The 22,819-nt window shown below is 55.0% G+C and carries 24 protein-coding genes and 1 pseudogene; 9 read left to right on the top strand and 16 right to left on the bottom strand.

The features are described 5' to 3' along the window. Window positions 1-19 precede the first annotated feature (19 nt). The 3 genes from JFV30_RS32940 (at window position 20) to JFV30_RS32755 (ending at window position 1,668) form a co-directional block, all read left to right on the top strand. The gene (locus JFV30_RS32940; RefSeq protein WP_207201803.1) at window positions 20-349 is read left to right on the top strand and encodes a hypothetical protein; all 330 of its coding nucleotides are present in this window, start codon (window positions 20-22) and stop codon (window positions 347-349) included. A gap of 91 nt (window positions 350-440) precedes the next feature. Then, window positions 441-1,409, top strand: a complete 969-nt coding sequence (locus JFV30_RS32760; RefSeq protein WP_201121450.1) for a DUF932 domain-containing protein — start codon at window positions 441-443, stop codon at window positions 1,407-1,409. 67 nt (window positions 1,410-1,476) lie between these two features. After that, a complete protein-coding gene (locus JFV30_RS32755) occupies window positions 1,477-1,668 on the top strand; it encodes a hypothetical protein (protein WP_155584205.1) in 192 nt (63 codons plus the stop codon). A 29-nt stretch (window positions 1,669-1,697) separates the two neighbouring features. Here JFV30_RS32755 and JFV30_RS32750 read toward each other — a convergent pair whose 3' ends face one another. Beyond that, window positions 1,698-2,006 (bottom strand): helix-turn-helix domain-containing protein, encoded by a 309-nt coding sequence (locus tag JFV30_RS32750; RefSeq protein ID WP_201121451.1) that lies wholly within the window; start codon window positions 2,004-2,006, stop codon window positions 1,698-1,700. A 121-nt stretch (window positions 2,007-2,127) separates the two neighbouring features. Between JFV30_RS32750 and JFV30_RS32745 the strand changes: the two genes are divergently transcribed. Next, complete coding sequence (locus JFV30_RS32745; protein ID WP_201126118.1) at window positions 2,128-2,745, top strand: hypothetical protein; 618 nt, start codon at window positions 2,128-2,130, stop codon at window positions 2,743-2,745. Window positions 2,746-3,598: 853 nt separating this feature from the next. Continuing rightward, a complete protein-coding gene (locus tag JFV30_RS32740) occupies window positions 3,599-4,237 on the top strand; it encodes an EAL domain-containing protein (RefSeq protein ID WP_342215161.1) in 639 nt (212 codons plus the stop codon). Window positions 4,238-4,246: 9 nt separating this feature from the next. Here JFV30_RS32740 and JFV30_RS32735 read toward each other — a convergent pair whose 3' ends face one another. The 15 genes and pseudogenes from JFV30_RS32735 to JFV30_RS32680 all read right to left on the bottom strand — a co-directional run bounded on the left by JFV30_RS32735 (window position 4,247) and on the right by JFV30_RS32680 (window position 19,539). Beyond that, complete coding sequence (locus JFV30_RS32735; protein WP_446739843.1) at window positions 4,247-4,687, bottom strand: response regulator; 441 nt, start codon at window positions 4,685-4,687, stop codon at window positions 4,247-4,249. Window positions 4,688-4,701: 14 nt separating this feature from the next. Next, the gene (locus JFV30_RS32730) at window positions 4,702-5,823 is read right to left on the bottom strand and encodes a fimbrial protein (RefSeq protein WP_201121454.1); all 1,122 of its coding nucleotides are present in this window, start codon (window positions 5,821-5,823) and stop codon (window positions 4,702-4,704) included. Further along, window positions 5,820-6,110 carry a FimD/PapC C-terminal domain-containing protein gene (locus tag JFV30_RS33365; protein WP_342215160.1) on the bottom strand — a complete coding sequence of 97 codons (291 nt, stop codon included), beginning with the start codon at window positions 6,108-6,110 and terminating at the stop codon, window positions 5,820-5,822. Before JFV30_RS33365 ends, JFV30_RS32730 begins: the two co-directional genes overlap by 4 nt. Window positions 6,111-6,206: 96 nt before the next feature. After that, window positions 6,207-8,278: pseudogene (locus JFV30_RS32725) on the bottom strand (fimbria/pilus outer membrane usher protein); the annotation flags it as partial. A 170-nt stretch (window positions 8,279-8,448) separates the two neighbouring features. After that, the gene (locus tag JFV30_RS32720; RefSeq protein WP_201121455.1) at window positions 8,449-9,195 is read right to left on the bottom strand and encodes a fimbrial biogenesis chaperone; all 747 of its coding nucleotides are present in this window, start codon (window positions 9,193-9,195) and stop codon (window positions 8,449-8,451) included. Window positions 9,196-9,267: 72 nt separating this feature from the next. Then, the gene (locus JFV30_RS32715) at window positions 9,268-9,816 is read right to left on the bottom strand and encodes a fimbrial protein (RefSeq protein WP_201121456.1); all 549 of its coding nucleotides are present in this window, start codon (window positions 9,814-9,816) and stop codon (window positions 9,268-9,270) included. A 289-nt stretch (window positions 9,817-10,105) separates the two neighbouring features. Continuing rightward, window positions 10,106-10,705 (bottom strand): response regulator, encoded by a 600-nt coding sequence (locus tag JFV30_RS33360; RefSeq protein WP_342215018.1) that lies wholly within the window; start codon window positions 10,703-10,705, stop codon window positions 10,106-10,108. A 5-nt stretch (window positions 10,706-10,710) separates the two neighbouring features. Continuing rightward, entirely contained in the window at window positions 10,711-12,411 is a 1,701-nt protein-coding gene (locus tag JFV30_RS32710) for an ATP-binding protein (protein WP_242486999.1), read from the bottom strand. Continuing rightward, window positions 12,408-13,823: an ATP-binding protein gene (locus JFV30_RS33355; RefSeq protein ID WP_242487020.1), complete on the bottom strand. Its 1,416-nt coding sequence runs from the start codon at window positions 13,821-13,823 to the stop codon at window positions 12,408-12,410. The genes JFV30_RS32710 and JFV30_RS33355 overlap by 4 nt, the downstream gene beginning before the upstream one ends. Beyond that, window positions 13,820-14,797 carry a transporter substrate-binding domain-containing protein gene (locus tag JFV30_RS33350; RefSeq protein WP_242487019.1) on the bottom strand — a complete coding sequence of 326 codons (978 nt, stop codon included), beginning with the start codon at window positions 14,795-14,797 and terminating at the stop codon, window positions 13,820-13,822. The genes JFV30_RS33355 and JFV30_RS33350 overlap by 4 nt, the downstream gene beginning before the upstream one ends. Beyond that, window positions 14,794-15,459 (bottom strand): response regulator transcription factor, encoded by a 666-nt coding sequence (locus JFV30_RS32700; protein ID WP_201121458.1) that lies wholly within the window; start codon window positions 15,457-15,459, stop codon window positions 14,794-14,796. The genes JFV30_RS33350 and JFV30_RS32700 overlap by 4 nt, the downstream gene beginning before the upstream one ends. A gap of 150 nt (window positions 15,460-15,609) precedes the next feature. Further along, on the bottom strand, window positions 15,610-16,275 hold the full coding sequence (locus JFV30_RS32695) for a response regulator transcription factor (RefSeq protein ID WP_201121459.1): 666 nt from the start codon (window positions 16,273-16,275) through the stop codon (window positions 15,610-15,612). Window positions 16,276-16,516: 241 nt separating this feature from the next. Next, on the bottom strand, window positions 16,517-17,989 hold the full coding sequence (locus tag JFV30_RS32690; RefSeq protein ID WP_201121460.1) for an EAL domain-containing protein: 1,473 nt from the start codon (window positions 17,987-17,989) through the stop codon (window positions 16,517-16,519). A 262-nt stretch (window positions 17,990-18,251) separates the two neighbouring features. Next, window positions 18,252-18,803: an inovirus Gp2 family protein gene (locus JFV30_RS32685; protein ID WP_342215167.1), complete on the bottom strand. Its 552-nt coding sequence runs from the start codon at window positions 18,801-18,803 to the stop codon at window positions 18,252-18,254. 547 nt (window positions 18,804-19,350) lie between these two features. Next, entirely contained in the window at window positions 19,351-19,539 is a 189-nt protein-coding gene (locus JFV30_RS32680; protein WP_133836645.1) for a helix-turn-helix transcriptional regulator, read from the bottom strand. A 383-nt stretch (window positions 19,540-19,922) separates the two neighbouring features. Here JFV30_RS32680 and JFV30_RS32675 point away from each other — a divergent pair, with 383 nt between their 5' ends. The 4 genes from JFV30_RS32675 to JFV30_RS32660 all read left to right on the top strand — a co-directional run bounded on the left by JFV30_RS32675 (window position 19,923) and on the right by JFV30_RS32660 (window position 22,764). Next, complete coding sequence (locus tag JFV30_RS32675) at window positions 19,923-20,795, top strand: hypothetical protein (protein ID WP_201126116.1); 873 nt, start codon at window positions 19,923-19,925, stop codon at window positions 20,793-20,795. 516 nt (window positions 20,796-21,311) lie between these two features. After that, window positions 21,312-21,599, top strand: coding sequence for a DUF6124 family protein (locus JFV30_RS32670; RefSeq protein WP_201126115.1), 288 nt, complete (start codon window positions 21,312-21,314; stop codon window positions 21,597-21,599). Between the two features lie 110 nt (window positions 21,600-21,709). Beyond that, the gene (locus tag JFV30_RS32665) at window positions 21,710-22,219 is read left to right on the top strand and encodes a hypothetical protein (RefSeq protein WP_201126114.1); all 510 of its coding nucleotides are present in this window, start codon (window positions 21,710-21,712) and stop codon (window positions 22,217-22,219) included. Continuing rightward, window positions 22,216-22,764: a nucleotidyltransferase family protein gene (locus tag JFV30_RS32660; RefSeq protein ID WP_201126113.1), complete on the top strand. Its 549-nt coding sequence runs from the start codon at window positions 22,216-22,218 to the stop codon at window positions 22,762-22,764. The genes JFV30_RS32665 and JFV30_RS32660 overlap by 4 nt, the downstream gene beginning before the upstream one ends. The last annotated feature ends 55 nt before the right edge of the window (window positions 22,765-22,819 follow it).

The following is a 22,819-nucleotide window of genomic DNA, read 5'->3' as shown; positions in this document are numbered from 1 at the left end:
CACCATGGAGCTTCGAACCATGTCATTGCAGTGCCCTCGCTGTCATTCCCTAAAAGTCGCTTCTTTCCATCACGCAATGAAAATTGGCGCTACCATTGGCACTCTAGGCGGCGCTGCTCGTGGCGCCAGCGCCGCACTTGCTGGCAGTCAGGCAGGGGCGCTCGTCGGAGCTATTACCGGCCCGCTGGGAGTTACCCTCGGAGCCGTTTCTGGCGCGATCCTCGGTGGGCTTGTTGGCGGCGCTGGCGGCTGTGCATTAGGCGCTCAACTCGGCGACAAGCTTGACCGACATGTACTCGCCCACAACCTCTGCCTGATCTGTGGGCATCGTTTCAACCTCCCTGCTTAAACCGTTTCCCACTTCTCTCTTTTAATACGTCCGGACGGGGCCACGCGATGCGTGGCCTTTATGCCGGCTCGCACCCTAAGGAATCGTAATCATGGCTCATCAAATCGAACAAATGGCTTACGTTGGTGCAACTCCGTGGCATGGCCTCGGCAGTCAGCTGACTCAAAAACAACCTATCGAGATCTGGCAGCGTGAAGCCGGTATGGACTGGCAGATCCAGGAAAGCCCCGTCCACTTCAAAGCCGACGCTATTGGCCATATGGGCAGTATTCACTCATTCCCAGAGCAAAAGGTACTGTACCGTTCCGACACCAAGGCTCCGCTGTCCGTGGTATCCAACCGCTACCAAATTGTCCAGCCGCGTGAGGTTATGGAGTTTTACCGTGACCTGACTGAAGTGTCCGGCTATGAGCTGGAAACGGCAGGTGTTCTGAAGGGAGGGCGTAAGTTCTGGGCATTAGCGCGAACTGGGCAAAACGCCACTTTGAAGGGCAACGATCAGGTTAATGGCTACTTGTTGCTGGCGACCTCGTGTGACGGCACCCTCGCGACCACAGCCACGCCGACCACCGTTCGCGTGGTTTGCAACAACACGTTGAGCATTGCCTTGAATTGTATCCCCCATGCAATCAAGGTCCCACATAACACGCGATTCAATCCGCAGACTGTGAAAAAGCAACTCGGTATTGCCGTCTCGCAATGGGACGAATTCATGTACCGGATGCGCGTGCTCTCCGAACGCAAAGTTCAGTGGCCTGAGGCGATGAGCTTTTTTATGGAGGTGCTATGTGAGACCTACGCCCAAGATCCCATTCCCGACGTACTACCCAACAAACGAGCGCTGGAGAAGGTGCAAAGCCTATACGAAGGCAAAGGGCGTGGATCAGGCATGGAGTCCACTCGCGGCACCGCATGGGGCCTGCTAAACGCAGTAACTGAGTATGTCGATCACGAGCGTCGTGCCAGGAGTTCAGAATACCGGATGGACTCAGCTTGGTTCGGGCAGGGAGCGCAAATCAAGCAACGCGCACTCGACTCGGCTCTTCGACTAGTTGCATAAAATTGTTTTCGACCAACATGCCTGAGCGATCACCGCTCAGGCATTTTTCCGCCTGAAGGAAAATACGATGAATTTCATACGCTTTGTCGGTCTGCTTTTCATGTTTTTCGGCATTCTGGCCAGCTGCCTGTTGGCAGTAGCGCTTGCTGTTCTCATGGCTCGCTCCTGGCCAATCCTGATTGCAGTGCTGCTGGCGGGTTTGCTATTCGAGTTGATCACGACAGAAGCCGGGGTCGAAGTATCTTTGAACCCATGCTGAAGGTAGACCAAAGGCGCATTGCTGAGTTGCTATTGAGATTCCAGCAGCAGGTCCAGGTGTTGCATAAGCTGCACGCGCTCGTCTGCACCCAGCTTACTAAACTTGATAAGCAGCTCAGCTTCGTCATCTTCGACCGCGTAAAAATACGCCGCAGGAACACTGAGCACCTCGCTCAGACGCTCGACCAAATCCGGTGCAGGAACACGCTTCCCCAACTCGTACCGGTTCATACGGGTGCTTGCAGACATCTCGTCTAAGCCGGCATCCAGTCCTAGTCGTTCTTGCGACAACCCCGCCCGAATACGCGCCTGCTTTATCCGCTTTGCCAGTACTGACATGCACACACCCAATTTCCAAAGGGGCATCGTGCATGCGCAGCTTTTTCCAAATACTACCGTTTTGGTAGTATTCGAATATCATACGAACTCAATCCAACCATCGACAAAACCGAGCACTCAGATGAAAGTCAAAATCTCGCTGATCAATGCAATGCTTTTTGCCGCTTTACAGGCAGGTGTGTCCCTGACAGCTACCGCAGACCCGAACGTACGTGTATGCGATACGACCCCCACTCCAATGCCTATCCTTGCGATCAAACACATCGACTGCTCTATCCCCAACTCTCCGTCTTCAGTAAATAGGGCCTACGTCGATCAGAACGGCAACAAAACTTTGCAGCGTGTTGATGGAAGGCGAATCGTCAACTGCGACAGCGCAGGGACCTGCGCGCACCGTGGTGAATTCATGGGCAATGCTCCTGAAGGGATCTACGGGATCACAACCGGATGGTATCTGGGCACAGATACGTCGGGGGCCGTTGTGGCTTACAAGGAAGGTACAGGTCCAGGCTACGGAGGAAAGCGTTACGAACGACAGGCAACGAAAAGCCCATCATCAAGCCCGATAGACGTAAGCAAACTTGAAGTTGTGTGCATGGCAACGGCGGTTTTCAACTGTTCGATCAATGGGCAAGACATCGAAGATGAGGATTTACCTAAATATCTTCCGTTGGTGGATAAAAAGGATGTAAAGACAACAAGGTGGAAACTGCGACTCAGTACCACTTTGCTACGATAAGAACATGATGCTCCTGGGTCTCAACAAAGACCTATTTTAAAACTTGCGAACTAGCACAAGCGAATGGAGACAAAATGGACATCAGTGTTTATTCAGCCAGCAAAATATCTAACGAGGAAATTTCCTCAATGATCGCAGAAAAAAGTCTTTCAAAATAAAAGAAATCGAGTCTGATTTTTTTGGTGACACTGTGGAGACCATAGAAAAGCTAATTGAGTCTACAAGGACTACACGTGCAGAGTATATACCGCTGGCCGCATAGCAGCCCTCGGAGTCGGAGCACTTACTATCGTTGGTGGAATAGCAGCCGGACTTACAATTGCAGCTCACAACATTGCAACCTACAACCCAGACTACGAAATAGCCAAATTTTATCCGACAACGCTAGCCGTCATCTACAAGAAATAGAAACCCCTACCCAGCATAAATCAACCTTACGCCTTCCTTAGCAAAGCTGAGGAAGGCGTAATGATCAAAAGTTTTATTTTTGGGTAGCAGCTGAATCATGACTCCACTCGTACTTTTCCTAATTCAATTTAAATAAACTGAGAAGTGTTTATTAGCCGACCACTATTTCGACAGCATCTCGCATAGCTCTCTCCCTCATAACTATTAAAGAAAAGAGGTACCAGCCGTATGCCGTGTAATTTAGGGCATCTGGGAGGAGTCGACCACACTGACCTTTAGCCACAACATCAGTCCCTAAAGCTTTTGCATTTCAGCATGCCCAATAGCGGCCCTTCAATTTCCGAATCGCTCCGAATTATCCAGGCTTAAAGGCTATGCGTCGATACGCCAAGACAGGCCGCGTCATCAGCGACAGAGAGTTTCTTTTCGTTCACTTGATTGACAAATTGTATTTCGAACTCTTCGAGACAACGCTGGTTGCTCGTGGCACCTCCTAATTGGCCTCAGTTTAAGGCAAAGAGGTGTCTACGAAACCCGGGGCGATTCATCTAGAGCAGGGCCAACTCATAGGCATGGCATTCAACCTGTCCCTTGGGCATTGATGAGCGAAACACTTGTCGAGCGCTTGGAGACTCGGTTGCGCCAGCACCCTCTGCCACTTTCATCACTAACCATCGAAATCACCGAGGACGGTCCTAGCGGTGCTTGCGCTAGCAGCGTTGAAAAGCTTAATCGCCTGCGCCTATTGGGCATACGCCTATCGATTGATGACTTCGGCACGGGCTGTTCGTCACTTTTACGACTATGCCAGGTACCGTTTAGTGAAATAAAACTGGCGAAAGAGTTCATCCAATTTATCGACGGCCCCGGCCACTGCCGTGCAGTCATTCGCAATACACTGGTTCTGGCCGGCAATTTGGGCATGCAACTGGTGGTGGAAGGTATCGAAACCGCAGCTCAGCAGGATCATTTGTATGAGATGGGGGTGCAGATTGGTCAGGGCTTTTTGTATGCTAAACCGATGGCGATCGATGTATTTGAAAGGTGGATACAAGAACCGATGACAGAAGCCTGTTTCCAATAACGGTTTTCATTAGGCACCGACTTCTCCGTTTCGCTCCTGCGCAACAGGACAGGTCTCGACCTTTGCCATCAGGTGGGTGAGGGTTTCGAAGTCCGGCAATGGCAAAGCGCTGATCAGCACCTTGTCTTGACGGCATACCAGAAGCGAGGGTACGCCCCGTTGCTGATCATCGTAAATCAATGCATAACGAATATGCGGGTTGTCCATGCAGAAAGAAAACAGATCAAATTTCACCCCCTTCACCAATGAGGCGTTGATAATCAACAGGTCCAGAGGCTCGCGGTCGTACTCCACCGCACTAAATACCTGCACCAGTTGATGCAAGGGCGCAATTCGGTAATAACCCAAATGGTTCAGGTCCCGTTCAATCCTCAACCGGTAAAAGTGTTGTTCATCTGCGATCAGAATTCGTAGCGCTTTATTCGGCCTTATTCGCATCCTCGCGATCACTCTCAAGTTTTCCATCACTGATAAATAATCGTAAACGTCGCCGACGCATTGGCCGGCCCCGGCGTGACCTTGGCCTGTGTTTGCAAATAGCGGGCACGCAGCCGGATTGAATAGCTGCCCTCAGTCGTTCGCAGGGTCAGGCCACTGTTTTGATTGGTAGACAAAGGCAAGCCGCTGCCGTTAGGCGTCCCGACCTGCACACCTACGCCGGTGGCGGCGGGTGAACTGCCGGCAGTCGTAGGGTCCAGGCTTAGCACACCAGTACCGGCGTTGATCGCCGTCCTTGCCGGGTCAACGCGGTATTGCAGGGTGTTGTTGACCAGGGTGCCACTGGTGCCCGTACCGGAGGGTGAATTACCGCTCTGGGAGCTCCAGCCTGGTCCTGTGGTGCTAAAGGTTCCTGTAAACGCCGGGCAATCATTCAATTGAATGGCAAAATCAACCCAGCCGCTGGCCGTGTTTATTCCGGTAAATGTCTTGGTCTGATGCGTGCCCATAGGGACTGTCACATCCGGCGTACTGCAGGTGCGCGAGACAATCTGGATACTGCCGGAGATGCCCATCTTGAACCCCAACATTCTGACATCGCCAAAATTGCCAAACAGGCTCACGGTCGGCAACGTGCTGCCCATTAACACTCCCGGTGAAATATCGCCTATCTTGATGAGGATCAATTCATAATTGGATGGACCATCAAAAGGAACCAGGCACCTCCAGCCCGCCGAACACGTGGTCCATGATGGGCTACTTTGCCTTGGTAGCGGGCCGCCCGTGCTGTTAAAGGCGACCCCGAGCCCCGGAATCCTGGTTCTGTAGACTTTGTTGGCGTAGGTTCCGCTGGACCAACTGGCCAGTGAATTGTTCTCAAGAGTCATCTCCATCCATTGTTGAAACGGGGCATACAGGCACTCTAGCTTCACTGCCTGGCCCGCCGCCATGCTGAACTTCTGTCGATACACCTCAGTGCCCACCGGCACATCGCGCCCAACGCTGATGGAGGATATCTGCAACGGCATGTCGCCCACCGCCGGCTGAATACCGTTCATGTAGGTACAGGTGACTGCCATGGCCGTGTTGGCAGCGGCCCACAGCGCCATGACGGCCAATCCCGATTTGATCAAAGCCCTGATGCTCATAACGGTACCTTTTGCGTAGTGTTGGGCCGCACGCTGTTCGCGACTTGTTTGCCTGCCGCACACACGGCGTCCAGCTGTTGCAACTGCTGCCCCTCACCTGGGCCCGGCGGAATGGCCAACGCGCACTGCTGATGGGCTTTGCTGCCCCAGTTGATCAGCAATTGACGGGTGTCCGGCTTGATCCGCGCATAGAGCTGGCCACCCTGCCCGACCATGCCCACCGTGGCGCCTTCGCCATCCGTTACGCCGGCGCCGAACGGCAAGCTGCTGCCATCGTCCAAGCGCACATTGAGCAGCACCGCACGGCCTTGGTTGGTGGTGTATTTAAGGTGCACCACGGCACCGGCACGTGGTGCGACTTGCTGGCTGGTTTCGCTGAATTCGACGTCCAGGGAGCTGCCGGCCGGGTCAATGGCCACTTCATTCAACTCATATGGGCGCAAGTACGGCACCACGGCATTGCCACTCCCGTCGAGCCTTAGGCCTGGGTAACCGGAAACTTTGGCGCCCTGCGCACCGGGCGCACTGATCACGGCCATGGTTTCGCCGCGATAAGGCGACAACGTCACACCTTCGGAGTGAGCCACCACCGTGCCGCTGGCGCCCAGGGACGTGCTGGTATACCCATCGCCATAGCCCAATGCGGCATTGAGCATGGCCCGGGCGCCGGTGTACTGCCCGTTGAACGCAGCGCTCTTGCTGCTACTGCCGCCATCGTGCCCGAAGGTAGCGCCGTAGCCATACTGGCGGTCTTCGCCGGCAGTACCACTGATACCGGCCTGCTCGCTGTAGTTGCCGCGGGTGTCACGGCCAACCTGGGCGGTCATCTGCGGGCCATAACCTGAGCCGCCGAATTCCAGGGGCATGCTCATGGTCAGCAGAAAACTGTTCTCCATGTCGCCCATGCCCACACGGCTGCGGTTGGCATTCACACTGAAACTCACGCGGTTGAATTGCTTGCTATAGCTGAACTGGTATTGCACGTCGCTGCCCGGCTGGTTCCAGTAGTTCTGGGCATAGCCGCTGATAGTCACTTGGCCCCAAGGCCCGAGCGTCTGGTCGGCGGTGATGGACAGGCGGCTACGCGGGCGCCCAAATAAGCGGGTATCCCAGCCATTTTTCTCGGCATCCAGCAGTTGCACTGCATTACTGAAATCCAGGTAGTCACCGGTAGAAAACCGATAAGCCGCCACCGAAAAGTTACTGCCGGTGCTGAGTACGTTCTTGCTGTAGGACACGCGCATGCTCTGCCCTTTGGCGGTACCGCCAGCCAGCTCGGTCTGAGCATGAGTCACGTCGACCGCCATGGCACCGATGGGCGTACCGAACGCCACGCCCGTGAGTAACGCCGTGTAGTGGTCGCTCGATTGCATACCACCAAACCCGGTGAACGTGTTGTTCAGGCCGTATTGCAAAGTACCTTGCAGCAGGCGTACCTGTTGGTCGACATAGTTGTTGCGGGTTTCACCGGCGGTAAGGCTGAAACGCGCGGTTCCTGGGCGCAGCAACTGGCTGACCGAGGCATAGGGCACGATAAAGTTCTGTTCCGTGCCGTCTGCCTCGGCAACGCTCACATTGAGGTCGCCGCCGTAGCCGGTGGAGTACAGGTCGTCGATCACAAAGGCACCGGGCGCTACAGTGGTTTCCAGCAATACGTTGCCGGCCTGGCGGATGGTGACCCGCGCGTTGGTGCGCGCAATGCCACGGATAACCGGGGCATAACCGCGCATGGAGTCGGGCAGCATGCGGTCGTCGCTGGCCAACTGCACGCCGCGAAAGGACAATGTGTCGAAGATCTCGCCGCTGGTGTTGGACTCCCCGCCGTGAACTGGCTTTTCAGCGCAGTGATATCGCGCTGTACGTAAGTGTCCAGGGCTTGGTATTTGTTGCCCTGGCGCGACTGCCAGCTCATCGACGCGTTGTGGCGCAGGCGCCAGTCACCCAGATTGAGGCCGGCGTTGAGGCCCATGAAAGCCGAGTCATAGTTACCGGAGCGGGTGCGGTTCCGATTAGCGTTAAAGTTGTAACTGAGCATGCCTGCCGTAACCCCGCGGTCCCACAGTTCAGGGCTGACATAGCCCCGGGAATTACGCTTCAAGGCCGCTTGGGGAATGCTGAGGTCGAGCGCCTGGTTCTCGGGCGAAAAGTTCGCGCTGGCGCCTTGGATCAAACTGCCCAATGCCACGCAGCCCTGACTACCGAGCGCCTGACTGGCCTCGGGTGGCAACTTGGACATTTCCACGCCCTGGCGCTCAAGCAACCCATGATCCATGCACACCACCGGCTTGCTGCCGTCGGGCTGGGCCTCAATGCGGATGTCCTGGCGGCTGTTCAACTGGCCATTGAGCAAAACGTCGGCGCGGTACTGTCCTGGCGTCACCGGGTTACCGGCCTGGTATTTACCGAGGTCAAGATTGCGTGAATCCTCAGGCAAAAACGCGTCGTTGAATTGCACCTCTTGCGCCAACGCGCCTTGCACCCCAATGCACCAGGAGTAACGGCCAATACCCTGAGTATCAAGGTCGTAAGCGGATTCAAGGCAAAGCGAGGCTGCGCCCTCAGGGCAAGCCTGGAGCTGGAAGAGGTTGGCATAATTGACTCGCGGGTAAAAACGTCAGGGATTGATCAGGGCTTGAGTGCTTTCCGAGTCGGGATCAGCGCGCCGTAATCATTGATGGCACTGAACTCCACTTGGGCATCGGCGGCAGGTCGAGTCTTGAGGGTTGGCAGCGGGAACTGCCGGGTTTCGCCCGGGGCAACCATCCCATCCTCACTGCGAGCGCGCGTAGCACCTTGCACCAGGTCCAATTCGACCATCGACACGTAGAACGCCGACGGGTTGAACGCTTGCAACGCCAGGCCCACGCCATCAGGGGTCGACACCACTTGCCATTGCACCTGTTCAATCGCTTCAGTGGCGGTTCCAGGCAACCCGGTGGGGCGGTAGAACAGCTTGATACGCGAGCGGAATGCCATTTGCAGGGTGTTGAGGTCTGCGCCGGCTTCGGGCTTTGGCGGAATCTCCAACACGTTGAGCCAGAATATTGATTCTTTGCCTGGGGCAAGTGCAGCGCCCGTGAACATTACCCGCAGGCTTTGGCCTTTGGCCGGGTCGATACGCGCCACCGGTGGCGAAAGCAGAAACGGCGCCTTGGAACTGGTGGGGGTGGAGGTCACACTGCCGGTGTCGATCCACGCCTGCATCAGCGCAGGTTGCGTGCCGTTGTTGTTGAGTTTTACGGTGACTTCCTTCTGGCCTGCCGGGTAGATCACCCGAGTGCCGGTGATCACCACACCTGCATTGGCCTGAAAACTTGCCAGCACCATGAGGCTTGCCAGCAGTAACTGTTTGAATGGAAGTTTGTAATACATGACGTTGTCCCATCGCTGCCAGAAAACACGCCCTTCACATACCAATCAGGGCGTGTGCTCATTGCGCGCGGCTTACTGATAGTTGATAGAGTACGTAACGTTACTGATAACAGTACCTGGCGTAGTTGCTGCCTGTGCGTAGTACTGAACGGAGTACGGCAGGTCTGCACTTAGGGTGGTCGAATTGATGCTGATACGGCTGGTAGAAGCAACTTGCCCGGTATCGCCGGCCTTGATCGGTTTGCCATTAGAGGCGTCAACTAGTTGCAGTTGAGCCTTGGTGGCAGTGCCGCTCAAGTTCTTCAAATTGCCGCTGGCCGGGTCAACTGAAGCGCCGGCTTCAAAGAACGCAGAAGCGGTTTTCAGTGCAGCAGAGCACTTGCTCAGTTGAATGCTGAAACCGGTCTGGCCTGCCACTTGGCCGAGCGAGGCAAGCGAAGCGGTGGAGATCGTCGGCAACGTAACAGTGCTGCCCGCGGAGCCGGCAGCACCATTGACCGCAACCTGGCAGGTTTCAGCTTTCAGTTCGCCGTTGAAATTGATGGTGCCGTCCGACGCCATGGCGGCGGAGGTGGCGGTGGCTGCGACCAGTACAGCGAGGGCGCGGGCTTTGTAATCCATGAGGTAACTCCGAAAGAGCAAGGGTCTAAGTAAGTATTGGAGTTTCCTTTTGCAGGATAACTCCCTGTGCTGTTGCGGGGTTAAGTTTAAGGCGCCGACTGAGCCATCCAAATAGGACTGCTCCGAAAAAAACAACTAGCCAGCGTAGATTTCCAACAATTAACTATTCGCGCCCCACGCCTAAAAAACCACAAGTATCGGTTATTGTTTTTATTGATCACGCCGACACTTCGTCAATAGGAGCACTCCTAAAAAACTTGTGCCACCAGAGAGCAATTTGCAGCAAAACTCAAGAACTTAGTCCCACCCACTGTTCAACCAAACAACTGAGATGGCCCGCAATAACCACAGTGGGCCAGCGCCCTTCAGCCTGTAGCTCAGGCTCGAGCATTTTGGCTGTGGCCGCGAGATCCGCCCAACCCACCGCTAACGCAACCGCATGCAGGCGCCGCACGGCCTGCAGCGCCAGGCTGCGATCACGCAGGGCCACCGCCTCAAGCAAACTACTCAGGTGCTTGCGCAACGTCTCAGGCCCTGGGGCATTGGGTGACTGATCGGGCTGCGCCAAGATGACTTCGCACCACAGCTCAATGGTTTGTTGCAATGGCGCCTGGTGAATAGGCTTGCTCAGTGCACCATCCATACCGGCATCAAAGCAACGTGCGAGATGTTCATTGCCAGCAAACTGCGAGACCCCGATGATCGGGCAATACGTCCGCTGCTGTTGGCGCTCAAGTTCACGAAACTCGCCGGCCAGGTTATATCCATCGGCCTCTGGCAGATCACAGTCCATCAACACCAGATCAACTTCGTGTGCGCTGAAGAGGCTCAAGCCTTGGGTAATATCAGCCGCTGACAACGGCTCACAACCCAAGTCATGCAGTTGCACCTCCACTACGTGTTGATCGACTTTCGTGCCCCCACTACCAAAACCCGCAACCCCACAGATTCGGGCGCTATCGCTAGCGCCGGCGAATCGAGCGGTTCAGCCCATTCGATGGGCAACATCACCCCGACTTGGGTCCCTTTGCCCAGCGTGCTACTGAGCGTGAGCTCGCCCTGCATCAACTTCACCAACCGCCGACAGACCACCAACCCGAGCCCAGTGCCGCCCTTGCGCTTGTAAGCGTCCTTGTCCCGGACATAGGGCCGAAACAATGAACCTTGCGCCTGTTCAGACAAGCCGATGCTGCTGTCAACTACCCGAATCATCAGTTGCCGATCCCCCTCAAGCACTTGAAGCTGAACCTCTACCCGACCGACGTCGGTGAACTTGATGGCATTGAAGATCAGGTTGCGCAAAATCTGGGCCACGCGCAGCTCATCGAGTAACAAAGGGGCGACAGGTCGCTCACTCGTCACTGTCAGTTCAAGACCTTTTTCCTCGGCATACGGACGCTGGCTGTCCACCACGCGCCGGGCCAGTACACCGAGGTCCACGGCTTCCACGTTGAGCTTTAATTGCCCGGCCTCCATCTTGGAGATATCCAGCACATCGTCCACTAACCGCAACAAGGCGTTAGCGCCATTGTTAGCGAGATACGCGAAGTGGCGTTGATGTTCATCGAGCGCGGTATGCTCCAACAATTCGACAGCGGCCAGTACCGCGTTCATGGGCGAGCGAATTTCATGGCTCATCACCGCCAGGAACATCGCCTTCTCTCGCTCGTTATGGGTGGCGCGTCGACGCTGCACGCGACTTTGCCAAACGAGTGTGACGAGTATCAGCACAACGCCCAGCAGCAACCACAACTCACTTTCGTAATGATCGGTGATGGCCTCGATGGTCGGTATATCCAAGTTCATGTCTGCGAACCAGGCATCGTAGATCGCCTTGCGCTCATCCCCGGTGATGGAGGCCAGCGCCTTGTCCAGAATCGACAACAGGATCACATCGTCATCGCGTACCGCCATGCTCACCCCGGTATGCTGCTGGGGCACCACTCCGGAAACCTGCAACACGCCGTGGTACTGGCGAGACAGGTACGGAATCAGTAACCATTCTGAAGCAATGGCTGCATCTGCCTTGCCGTCCTTGACCATTGCCATCATGTCTACTGCGTTCTGGGCCGAAATGATCGTGATACCAGGCACCTTTTCCTTCAAAAATGCCGAATAGCCTTCACGTCCCAACATCACCAGCCGCTTGCCGGCGAGTTGCTCAAGATCGGCAAAAGGTTCACCGTCAAAACGACTGACAAGGATGGTCGAACTGGTGTTGTAAGGCTGGGTATAGAGGATCCCGCGATCCTCAGCGGGGTCATCGGAGCGACGCCGAGTAGGCAAGATATCGACCTCACCGCTGATCAGCATGTCTTTGCGGGCACTGCGTGTAGTGGTCGGCACAGACGTGAAATGCAACCCCGTACGGCGTGTGATCAATCCCAGGTACTTGGCCGACAGCCCTCGCAGCTCGCCACCGCTGATGTACTCGAAGGGCAACAGATTTTCGAACACACCTACGCGCAAGACCGGGTTAGCCGCAACCCAGTCGAGTTCCTGTTGCGTCAAAGTCAGTGGCGGCGGGTTCGCCTGTGCACCCACCAGGCCAGCGCAGCCCACCAGGACCAGTACCAGTAAAAGACGCCACATCATAGTTGCATCCGATGTGCCCGGATTGCCGGCAGCGCATCGAGCTGCGTATCGCCGTCCAAATCATTCCATTGCTGGAGCAATGCTCGCAGGGCTTGCGTGTAAAACGGGTTATCCCACTCCGCCTGCGTGCGCAGCAGGTTCTCCACATGCTCCGTCGCCCGGCCCATTGCTGGCCACTCCATGATCAGCGCTGCACCGTGCAAGCGATGAGCCACGTGCAGGGCGGACGGGCGATCACACAGGGCTATCGCCTTGATCAGGTTCCCCAGGTCAGCGGCCACTTCCCGGTTGATCCCGGCCTGGTCGAGCACGGGAGCCATCAAACTCACCGCGGGATCTGCCAGTGTGACGTCGCACCAACGCTCAATGACCTCGCGCAATTGGCCCAGGCCAATGGGCTTGCTCAATGCGGCGTCCATCCCGGCTTCCAGACAACGCTGAAGGTGCTGCCCACCGGTCAAGGCAGAGATAGCGATGATCGGGCAACGCGTGCGGCCCAGTTGCTGCTCGAATGCGCGCAACCTACGGGCTAGGCCATAACCATCCTCGTCCGGTAGATCGCAGTCCACCAGGATCAAGTCGTACGCGGCTTGCGCAAACAGGGCGCGGGCTTGGGCAGCATCGGCGGCCACCACGGGCCGACCACCGTAGCTGCTGATTTGTGCACGCAACACCTCTTGATTTGCCAGGGTGTCCTCCACCACCAGGATCTGCAATCCGCTGGAGGCCGGCAGCGCTGACGTGGCTTCTACTTGTGGCAGTTCAACAGGTGACGGTGCGGCCGCTACGGGCAAGCAGATAGTGATTGTGGTGCCTGCACCCAGCTCGCTCCTGAGTGTCAACGTGCCGCTCATCAAGTTGACCAATTGCTGGCAAATCACCAATCCTAATCCGGTTCCCCCTGAACGTTTGTATGACTGGCTGTCTTGTGCATACGCCCGGAACAGCGACGCCTGCACTGCGGCTGAAATCCCGATCCCGGTGTCACGCACCTCAATCTGCAATTGCCCGGCGTGGTCGGTAAGCCCCACCACCCGCACGTCGATATCGATACCGCCTGCATCGGTGAACTTGATGGCATTGGAAAGCAGATTATGAAAAATCTGCGTCAGGCGGGTGCTGTCGAGCAGCACCAAGGGTAACTGCGCTTGGATGTGGGAATTCAGCACCAGATGTTTTTCTCTGGCGCGCAAGCGGTGTAGGCCGACGACGCCTTGCACCAACGCCGTCACATCGGTCGATTCAACTGTCAGCTGTATGGGCTTCACCGTCGACCTCGACGTCTCCAAAATGTCATCCAGTAAACGCACCAACGTGTTGGCGCCACTGTTCGCCAAATGAGCAAAATGACGTTGTTGCAGGTTGAGCTGGGTGTGCCCCAGCAGCTCCAACGCCGCCAGCACGGCATTCATGGGGAGCGTATTTCATGGTTCATGACCGCCAGGAATCTCGATTTTTCCTGCTCATTGCGTAGCGCGCGGCGCCGCAACCGATGACTGCGGTAGACCAGCGCGCACAGGCCGGCCAACGCCAGTGCACCAATCGTGAGGACATGCATGTAGTGGTTGGCGATACTCAACAGGGACGGAGCGTCTACATCCAGGTCGTGATACCAGTTCTCATAGATGGCATTGCGTTGATCCGCCGTAATGGACCCGAGAACTTTTTCAAGTATGGAACGCAGCATGACCTGGTCTGCGCGGACCGCCATGCTCACCTCCAGCACCTGGTGCCCAACCACACCCGACGTTTCCAGAACGCCCTGGAACTGTCGATACAGATAGGGCATCAGAAAGGTTTCTGAGGCGACCACCGCATCGGCCCTGCCCTCCTTGACCATGGTCAACATCTCCATGGCCGATGTGCTTCTGATGAGATGGGCCTTGGTCGCCTTTCCCCGGAATATCTCCTCGTAGTGCTCCACATCGGGAATCATCACGGTTTTGCCCTGCAGCTGTTCCAGGTCAAAAATCCCGGGACTGTCGACACGCGTGACAATAATGGGCGAGGTGGTGTGGTAGACCAACGCGACCAGCCCCTGAGTCGCGGGCTCGGACCTGAAGTGCAGGTAAGAGGACAGCAGATCCACCTGGCCTTCCAGTAGCATCTCTTCACGCGCGGCCAGGGTCTTGCCAGGTACATAAGTGAATTGAAGGCCCGTAGCGGCCGTCACAAACTGCAAGTACTGCATTGATCGACCGCGCAGTCCCCCGTCGCTCATGTACTCGAAGGGAATCAGGCTCTCCACCACCCCAACACGAAGTACCGGGTGTAGGGTTATCCAGTGCAATTGCTCTTCGCTCAGCTCAACAGAACCAGCCCAGATAAGCGGCGACCCCAGCATCAACAACACGAGAAGCCCAACACTCCACAACCTGGCTTTCATGACGTGCCGATGATCCTATTAAGCTTGAACAGTTCGTTGTTCGACGTCACGCCCAATTTGCGAAACGCTGAGGTTTTCTGGGTGCTGATGGTCTTGATACTGCGATTGAATTTCTCGGCAATTTCACTCACGGTCATACCCGCGAGATAACAGCGAATGACTTCCTGTTCTCGACTGGTCAGCTCCGCCTGGAATAACGCATCCTGCGCATTGCCCTGGCCTTCGCGGGTATCGCTGGTGACCGTTTCCGCCAAGCGGTAGGTCATGTCGGTGCTTAGGTACGCCGCACCCGCGGCGACCTTGCGAATGGCCTTGACCAGTTGGTCCATGTCTTCACCCTTGCCGACAAAACCACGGGCGCCGACCCGCATGGCCAGGCTAACTGTCGCCGGGTCGTGATGCGTGGACAAGACGAGGATATGACAGAGGGGAAACTTGACCCGCAAGGCCCGAATCAGTGATACCCCGTCCAGTTCGTCGGGATTCAGGGAGAAGTCCAGCAAGAGTAAATCCGCAGGAGACGTGGCGAGACCCGCGATAAGGTCACGGCTGCGTGCGTAAACGCCAACCACTTCAAAGTTCGCCTCACACGCCAGGGTGTTGGCGAGTCCATGCCGTACAACCGCGTGATCATCCAACAACGCAATGCGTACAGGTTTCATCGTGATCGACCCCACTCTGCGGACCGCACACAGTGCGATCGGAACACAGGAATAGCCTACCGATACAACGTTCAGCCCGTAGTTGAGTATATCCAGTGATCGGTAAATCACATCCCACTCGTGCTTTTTTCCGAGCAGTGCGTAGTTGAATCAAATACCCTCAATAATGTGCTTGATTCTGAATAACTCATTGTTCGATACCACACCCAATTTGCGAAATGCCGCGGCTTTTTGTGAGCTGATAGTCTTGATGCTACGACTAAATTTTTCGGCGATTTCCGTAATGGTCATGCCCGCCAGGTAACAACGGATCACGTCCTGCTCACGTGCTGAAAGGCTCACAAAACGCAAAGCTTCATCCCGGTTACTTTCTTCACCGTGACTATTCACGGCCGTGGCTTCCGCTACCCGATAAGCCATGTCGGGACTCAGGTAGACCTCGCCCGATGCCACCAACCGGACAGCGCTGATCAACTGATTGATGTCTTCACTCTTACCCAGAAAGCCGCGCGCGCCGACACGCAAGGCGAGAATCACAGTCGCAGCGTCGTGGTGGGTGGAAAATATCAGGAGGCGGCACTGCGGGTGCTTTACCCTCAATGCACGAATCAACAAGATGCCGTCTAACTCACTCGGCCCGAGCACAAAATCCAGCAACAATACCTCCGCCGGCGCCACCGCAAGCCCAGCCATGGCGTCACGGCTGCGGGCATAGACACCGACCACTTCAAAATCAGGTTCCTGCTGCAATCGATTGACCAACCCATGTCGTACGATTGCATGATCATCCAGCAAAGCAATTTTCAAGCGTTTCATAAATCAGAAGGCACTCTTTATAACGAGCAAAAGGATGAGATATACAGTGCCCTCATCTTTAGTAAGTTCTCGTCATCTCAGACGAACCTATAAAATCAATGACATCCGTGCTATTGACCAATCGCACATAACTACACAAGCGAACGAAAAGAGCGGCAAATAACCCAGAAAGCCAGAGGCCATAAAAGCTAATGTGATCGCGCCAGAATAAACATCAGAAAACTCTTAAAAGCGGTCAGTGCTATAGATTATTTTCCCGTTGAATAACGAAACTCAAGAAAGCATCAATTTCCATCGGGCGTGCCAACGCGTAACCCTGCCCTACCCGGCAACCCAATCGGTACAACAGCGGAATAGTCGACTCATCCTCGATCCCTTCTGCCACCAAATTCAAACTGAGCAGGCGTGCCCAGTTGACGATTCCGGCGATGACTTTACGTGACGACGAATGCAGCTCCACACCACGGACGAACGACCCATCAATTTTCATCTCATCAAACGACAGGTTCGCCAACAGGTTCAACGTAGCGGCACCCGTACCAAAATCATCCATCGACACTTGGAAGCCCTTGGCTCGAATAGCCGTCAACGAGGCCGATAAGTAGAGTTCGTCGGGCTCGGGTACATCCTCGGTGAGTTCAATTTTGAGCAGTCGACTCGGCAGGTCAGCCTGACGCATACGTGCCGCCAGCCGGTCAGAAAAGTTAGGCGTACAAATGGTCTTTGCCGACGCATTCACCGCAATGGGAATCTCGATATTTTCGCGTTTTAGCGCAAGCATGACCTTGATCGTCCACATCTCCACCAGGCTGAAAAGCAGCAAGTCCAGGCCCAACCTGTTGACCAATGGCATCAATACAGAAGGCGGTATTTCCCCAAAACGTGGGTGCTTCCAACGCACCAGCGCCTCAGCCCCCACAACGCGTCGGCTCCGCAACTCAAATTGCGGCTGGAACACAAAGCGCAGGCCCTCCCCCGTCGTCAGCGCATTGATCACCTCATCTTCGGCCAACGAATCGAACGTATTCATTCGCAACGTGGCGTCCGGTTGCGCACGCGTCAGTACCGCCGCTCGCAAGGCGTCGCCCAGGGCCAGGGTGGCACCTTCGCGCAGGATTTCCACCGAAATGCCTGCCGTCCGTGCCAATCGGGCATGGGACTCCAAAGCACTGACGGCAACCCCACCCATGTACTTGATCCAGAGCGGACTGGTCGGCGTTTTGTGGCACAGCGAGTGCCCCCCTTCAACGACACTGGAGGGTGCATCCAAGGCAGCCTCCCCGGTCCAGAAGATACTGGGGAACTGGGTCAGTGTGCCCACCTCATGCATCCCCCTGAGGAGGCTCGGCAACATCAGCCCGTCGCCACACTCAGGACGGAGCTCACAGACAATAACGTCGACTGGATATTCGCCCAACCAGGCCTCAACGCCACTCAAGGATTCGAGGTTGACGATTGGAGTCACCCCCATTCCACTCAAGGCAGAAGCCAGCCGGTGTGCACATACAGCATCGGACGCCAACGTGATGACACGTAATGCGCTGAACTCGCTGGGCACGGCGGCATTCAAGATCATGATAAAAATTTCCTGAGACTGTTTCAGGAAAAAGCTTATCAGCGCAAAAAAGAAGCAAATAGGACTGGGACTAAAAGTACACCCGCGCAGCTCAGGACAACTGATGCCCCACCCAAGCGGGTGTTGGGTTTCCCACATAAAAGCGTCGTTCTAACACGCTGTCAGAAATAGGTAGCTACCGGTAATCCGTAGAGTGTTGAACCGGGCTTTGATTTTCCTCCCTGCATCTCCTTTCTCATCAGCTGACCTACTCGCCTACATCAGCGACAGACAGTTTCATTTCCGGGCACTTAATTGACCGCTTGGCTTTTTTGAATCTTCGGGGCAGCGTAGGTTGCTCATGGCGCCTCCTGATTCGCCTCAGTTAAGGCATGGAGGTGTCTACGGAATGAGGGGCGATTCACCCTCTACTGCAACCGAACCCATGCTGACTGCTTCCGTAGACCTTGGTAGCCGATTTGCAGAGGTAGCTAGCCCTTCTGAAAAGCGAACCAAGCTCATCGTCACCAAATCCCCTCGCAGATTTTCCCCTGGCTACTCGGTAGGTCGCGTTATCTGGAATTTCTACCAGTCCTACAACTAGATCGGCGGGGATCCCCAGCGCGCTCGCCCACGCCTCGTTCAAGCGACTGAACATGTTGGTTCGGTCTGAGGCGATTTTGCCTACGGTGTAAAAGGCGTCTCGGTTTAGCAAAATCAGCAGATGGTAGTGCGGCCTTCCACGCCACCCTTGCTCTCGTGCCCACACATACCGAACTTTGCAGCTATGAGCGTGCTGGTACCGCCGTGAAGCCATTTCGCGGTTATGCTTCACCTTTGATTTGAATGAGGCAAAAAACCTACTAATGACCTCGTTGGAATCTATGTAATCGTCCAGTTCAATGTCACAGGGAAGCCGTAGGTCCACCCTGAATGCGAGCACCCTTGAGTATTGGTCAAAGGTCAAATCCATGGTTCGCTTTAAATCAGCCAGGTACTCGCGGATGAATGGGCCTTTCTCCACCATCACTGGCAGCCCTTCGAAGGTGTCGTCGTAGTGGAAGTGAAGATTTCGGTTATCGGGGTGACGAAGCATGATTACTACTCTTGGAGTGGAGGTCATAACCTCTGCACCCTGAGTAGTTTTTAACCCTGCCTCCTTCCTGCCCCAGATGCATTCGCCTTCAGGGTGTGCCCCTTCTGTACAGGTCTATAAAGCATATTACCCGCACCGAGAAAGTGACCTCCGAAAGGTGCGAAGGCACATCACTGAAATCCCAATGAGACGTTGATTTTTTGATAATCCCTGCACTCTGGAAAAAAGCATCTCCCATGCATGGGCCTCCTCACACTGTCGCGAATCACGCTATCAGCAATAGTGATCAACTCAACTTCGACGTAGTCCATGACTCACTGAAGCGACCGCAATGACCCGCACACCCTCCGGCATAAGCGCCATGGTCGGAGATGATCCGACCATGGCGCTTATGCCGGTTAGTCAACACCCTTCACGCAACAAATTATTCGGCCGTGTCGCGCTCTTCGATCCGAGCCAAAATCCACTCGTGTACCTCCTCCTCCACCCAACCAACACTGCGCTCTCCCAGTGAGACCGGCTTGGGGAAGGCTCCTTCGGCGATGTACTTATAGATGGTAGAGCGACCCAGACCGGTTGAGTCGATGACGTCTTTCAGGCGAATGATCCTCATGAACGGGGCTCCTCTGTTCGTTCAGAGGATTGGCAGAACGGGTAAAAAACTACGGCCCTCACTCTTCTATCTATCAGCAACGTCTATAGCACCGCACGAGCCGACTCAACGGCCCCAGTTCCACATGAACTAGGGCTTATCTAGGTCCAATCATAGCGTCCACCAGCCCCTCACCATCGCGGAACAAATGCTGCGCAGCACAATTAAGCATGAAAAAAACCTAAAAAAAGCCGTAGAGACCCAGTGAATACTGCAATCTAGGTTAAATAAAATTCATAGAATACTAATAGATTCACAATAGAACTCTTATAGAGCATCCATAGATTTCTTATAGATTTGACATAGAATGCTAATAGTAAAACCACCCATGAAAGGAACTCTCGATGGCACTGACGATTGATAGCAGAGAGGCGGATGAGCTGAGCCGATTGCTCAACGATCCACGTTATGACGCTCGTCACGACATCTGGCTATGGCTATGGCTGAATAAATACCACGATGCCCATTTCGACTCTGTCACGTGCAACGGTATTACGATGAGAGAAACCCTCGCCAGCTACCTGAGCGAAAGATCTGGCATCCTCGAGAGTGTTAACTCAGAAAAGGACCAATTTTTGGTGCCCGATAGCTGTTTGAGATGGATTGATGGTAATGAGCGACAGTCTCAATGGCTCCTGAGACAGATTGAGCCGGTCACCGACCAGGGACCCGCAGAAGGGTTTCCGCGAGGGCTGGTCCGCCTCACCGGGAAGAACCGTTTAATCGCCATGTTTGACCTCTGGAAGCTCGATGTCGCCGAGAAAGTCATCGCAATCGGCCATCTGCGCGCCGATTGGCTCGAGCATGAAGCGCGAGATCGCGATTTTGAGTGGTTCAAAGATAAGAAAGAAACCACTGAACGCTGCAAATGTGCTTGGGAGTGGCTGGAAAAGAATGATAAGTCCATATTCAAAGGACGGGCCGCTATCACCAGCTACGACGATTTGCTCATTTACTTCGATAAAGTAGGGCACGGCCCCCAGGAACGAAAATACATCGTTCAGAAGATCAAGAACCGATGGAGTCGCAAACAGTTCGACCAGCGTGCAGCGGACAAAAAGCAGTGCAACGTCATGCTCTCCAAAAAAGTCATCCATCTACTGGATGAGCTAAGCGAGAAGCACAGCTTGAAACGAGCTCAGGTGTTGGAGCGACTAGTCACGGCAGAAGCAGAATCTGGGGACTACCTGGCTGAAAACTTGAAATCTAGCCGTTAGACACACTTTTCCCTCCACACTGCTATAAACGGTATTCCAAAAGGTATTCCAGAGAAATTTTATAGATTTAAAAAATGATTAAAATCAATAACTTAAAATATCAGTTCAGATTACCCCGGCGCACCAAATACAAAGCACCACCAAAACCCGCCTTGTGCGGGTTTTGTTGTTTCTGGGCTCCTGGAAACACACCGCTGAATAGCCCTTCGGATTTTTCCCGCAACACATCGCGCCCTTGGTGAACTGGTGCTCATCAATCGACACGACTAGCCTTGAAACGTCGCTGCAAAATCAGCGACCGGGTTTAGCAGCTCGGTTAATATCAAGGCATGCAATGCCACCATCCGTTCAAGCGAAGCATCTAGCGTCCGCTTGTTCACGTTATGGCGGCTGTGCGTGGGGCACTTTCGAGTGCGCTGGGTTCCTTGATTCCTGGTCTGCTAACCCGCGTACAGTCGCCACCCTTTTCGTTTAGCAGCGATGTCTGGCGACTCCACCAATCAAGGAGTTGCAGTCATGAAAAAGCACAGCCCCAACCCTCCACACCCGAGCCAATCCGGCACGGATATCTTCTGTATCGCCCAAAACATCGACCCCGAAACCCTGCTGGTACAAGCCTGCGAAACCCTCGCCTCACTGAACGCGCTCACTACCGACCTGGCTTTCGAGCTTGATGGCGCCTTTCGCCATAAACTTCTGGCCACCCAGCAATTGAGCGTCCTGGGTGAGTTGCTGGTGACGCGCGCACTGGACATTCTTGTGCCAACGGCAGATTCAGAAGCTGCGGAGAGGGCCGTTTCCTGACAGGGAACATAGCGATCCGCTTGAGTACCCCAACAGTAAGAAAAAGGTGAGGGTCTATTTTCTTTTAAGATAAACCCCACCTTTGTTGAAACATAAGGATGTGTGCCGCAGTGAACAAGAATTCCTACGCCTACCTGATACCTGTCGTGCTGGGCGTACAGCTTCTGTTGGCCCTGCTCTTTATATGGCAGTTCAGCATTTCGCCCGCCATCCACTTCAAGCCGATCGCGGGGAAAGCCTGTTTATCCGTATCGCTCGTCCTGACCCTGGCTGCGACCGTGATTGTCTGGCGTGTAAGAAAACCTCAGCTGCGGCTCGAAAAAAAATGGACCCTGCTTAAGGCGTTTGCCGGGTTGTTCATCCTATGCACGCTGTTATCGGTGACGCTGTTTTCGTTGGCCATTTTATGTTCAGGCGGCACCCGCAGCAGCTATACGGCTCCCTACGAATATTCGTCGGGCGGAAGTAAAAGCTGCAGCGGAATCAAGGTCTTCGATGCTGAACTGGATAAGACGATTAAAATCTGCCGCCCCACGTGGATCGGTCATCGCGATGAAGTAAGAGTGGTGAAAGTCAGTAATGAACTCGGAATCGTTGTAAAAGAGGCCGTAATCCTTTGAGCGAGAAAGCCCTCCAGACACTGATCAGCAGCGATGTCCAACGCTGGCACCTACTCGCCGTCGTCCGCTCCCTCGCCCTCCCCGACTGCTGGATCGGCGCCGGCTTCGTACGCAACGCCGTGTGGGATCACCTGCACGGTCGCCCCCTGTCACCACTGACCGGCGATGTCGACGTATTGTGGTTCGACGCCACCTGCACCAACCCCGACGAAGACCGCCACCTCGAAGCCCTGTTACGCGCAACAGAACCCTCCATCGACTGGTCAGTCAAAAACCAGGCCCGCATGCACCTGCGCAACGGCGACGCGCCCTACTGCAACGCCAGCGACGCCATGCGCTTCTGGCCAGAGACGGCCACCGCCGTAGCCGTCAGAAGAACCGCAGAAGACCTGTGCGAAGTTTCAGCACCACTTGGCCTGGATGACCTGTTCAACCTCCAACTCAACCCCACACACCGCTTCACCCAAGAAAAACACGCCATTTACCAACAACGCATCGCCTCCAAACGCTGGCTAACCCGCTGGCCGCTGCTGAAACAACCCTGACCCTGCAAAAACCTCACATTCATTCACGAATTATTAAGAATCGCCCTCGTATACT

The sequence above is a fragment of the Pseudomonas sp. TH32 genome, assembly GCF_016650855.1.
Lineage (GTDB): Bacteria > Pseudomonadota > Gammaproteobacteria > Pseudomonadales > Pseudomonadaceae > Aquipseudomonas.
This window is presented reverse-complemented; position numbering and strand designations above follow the sequence as displayed.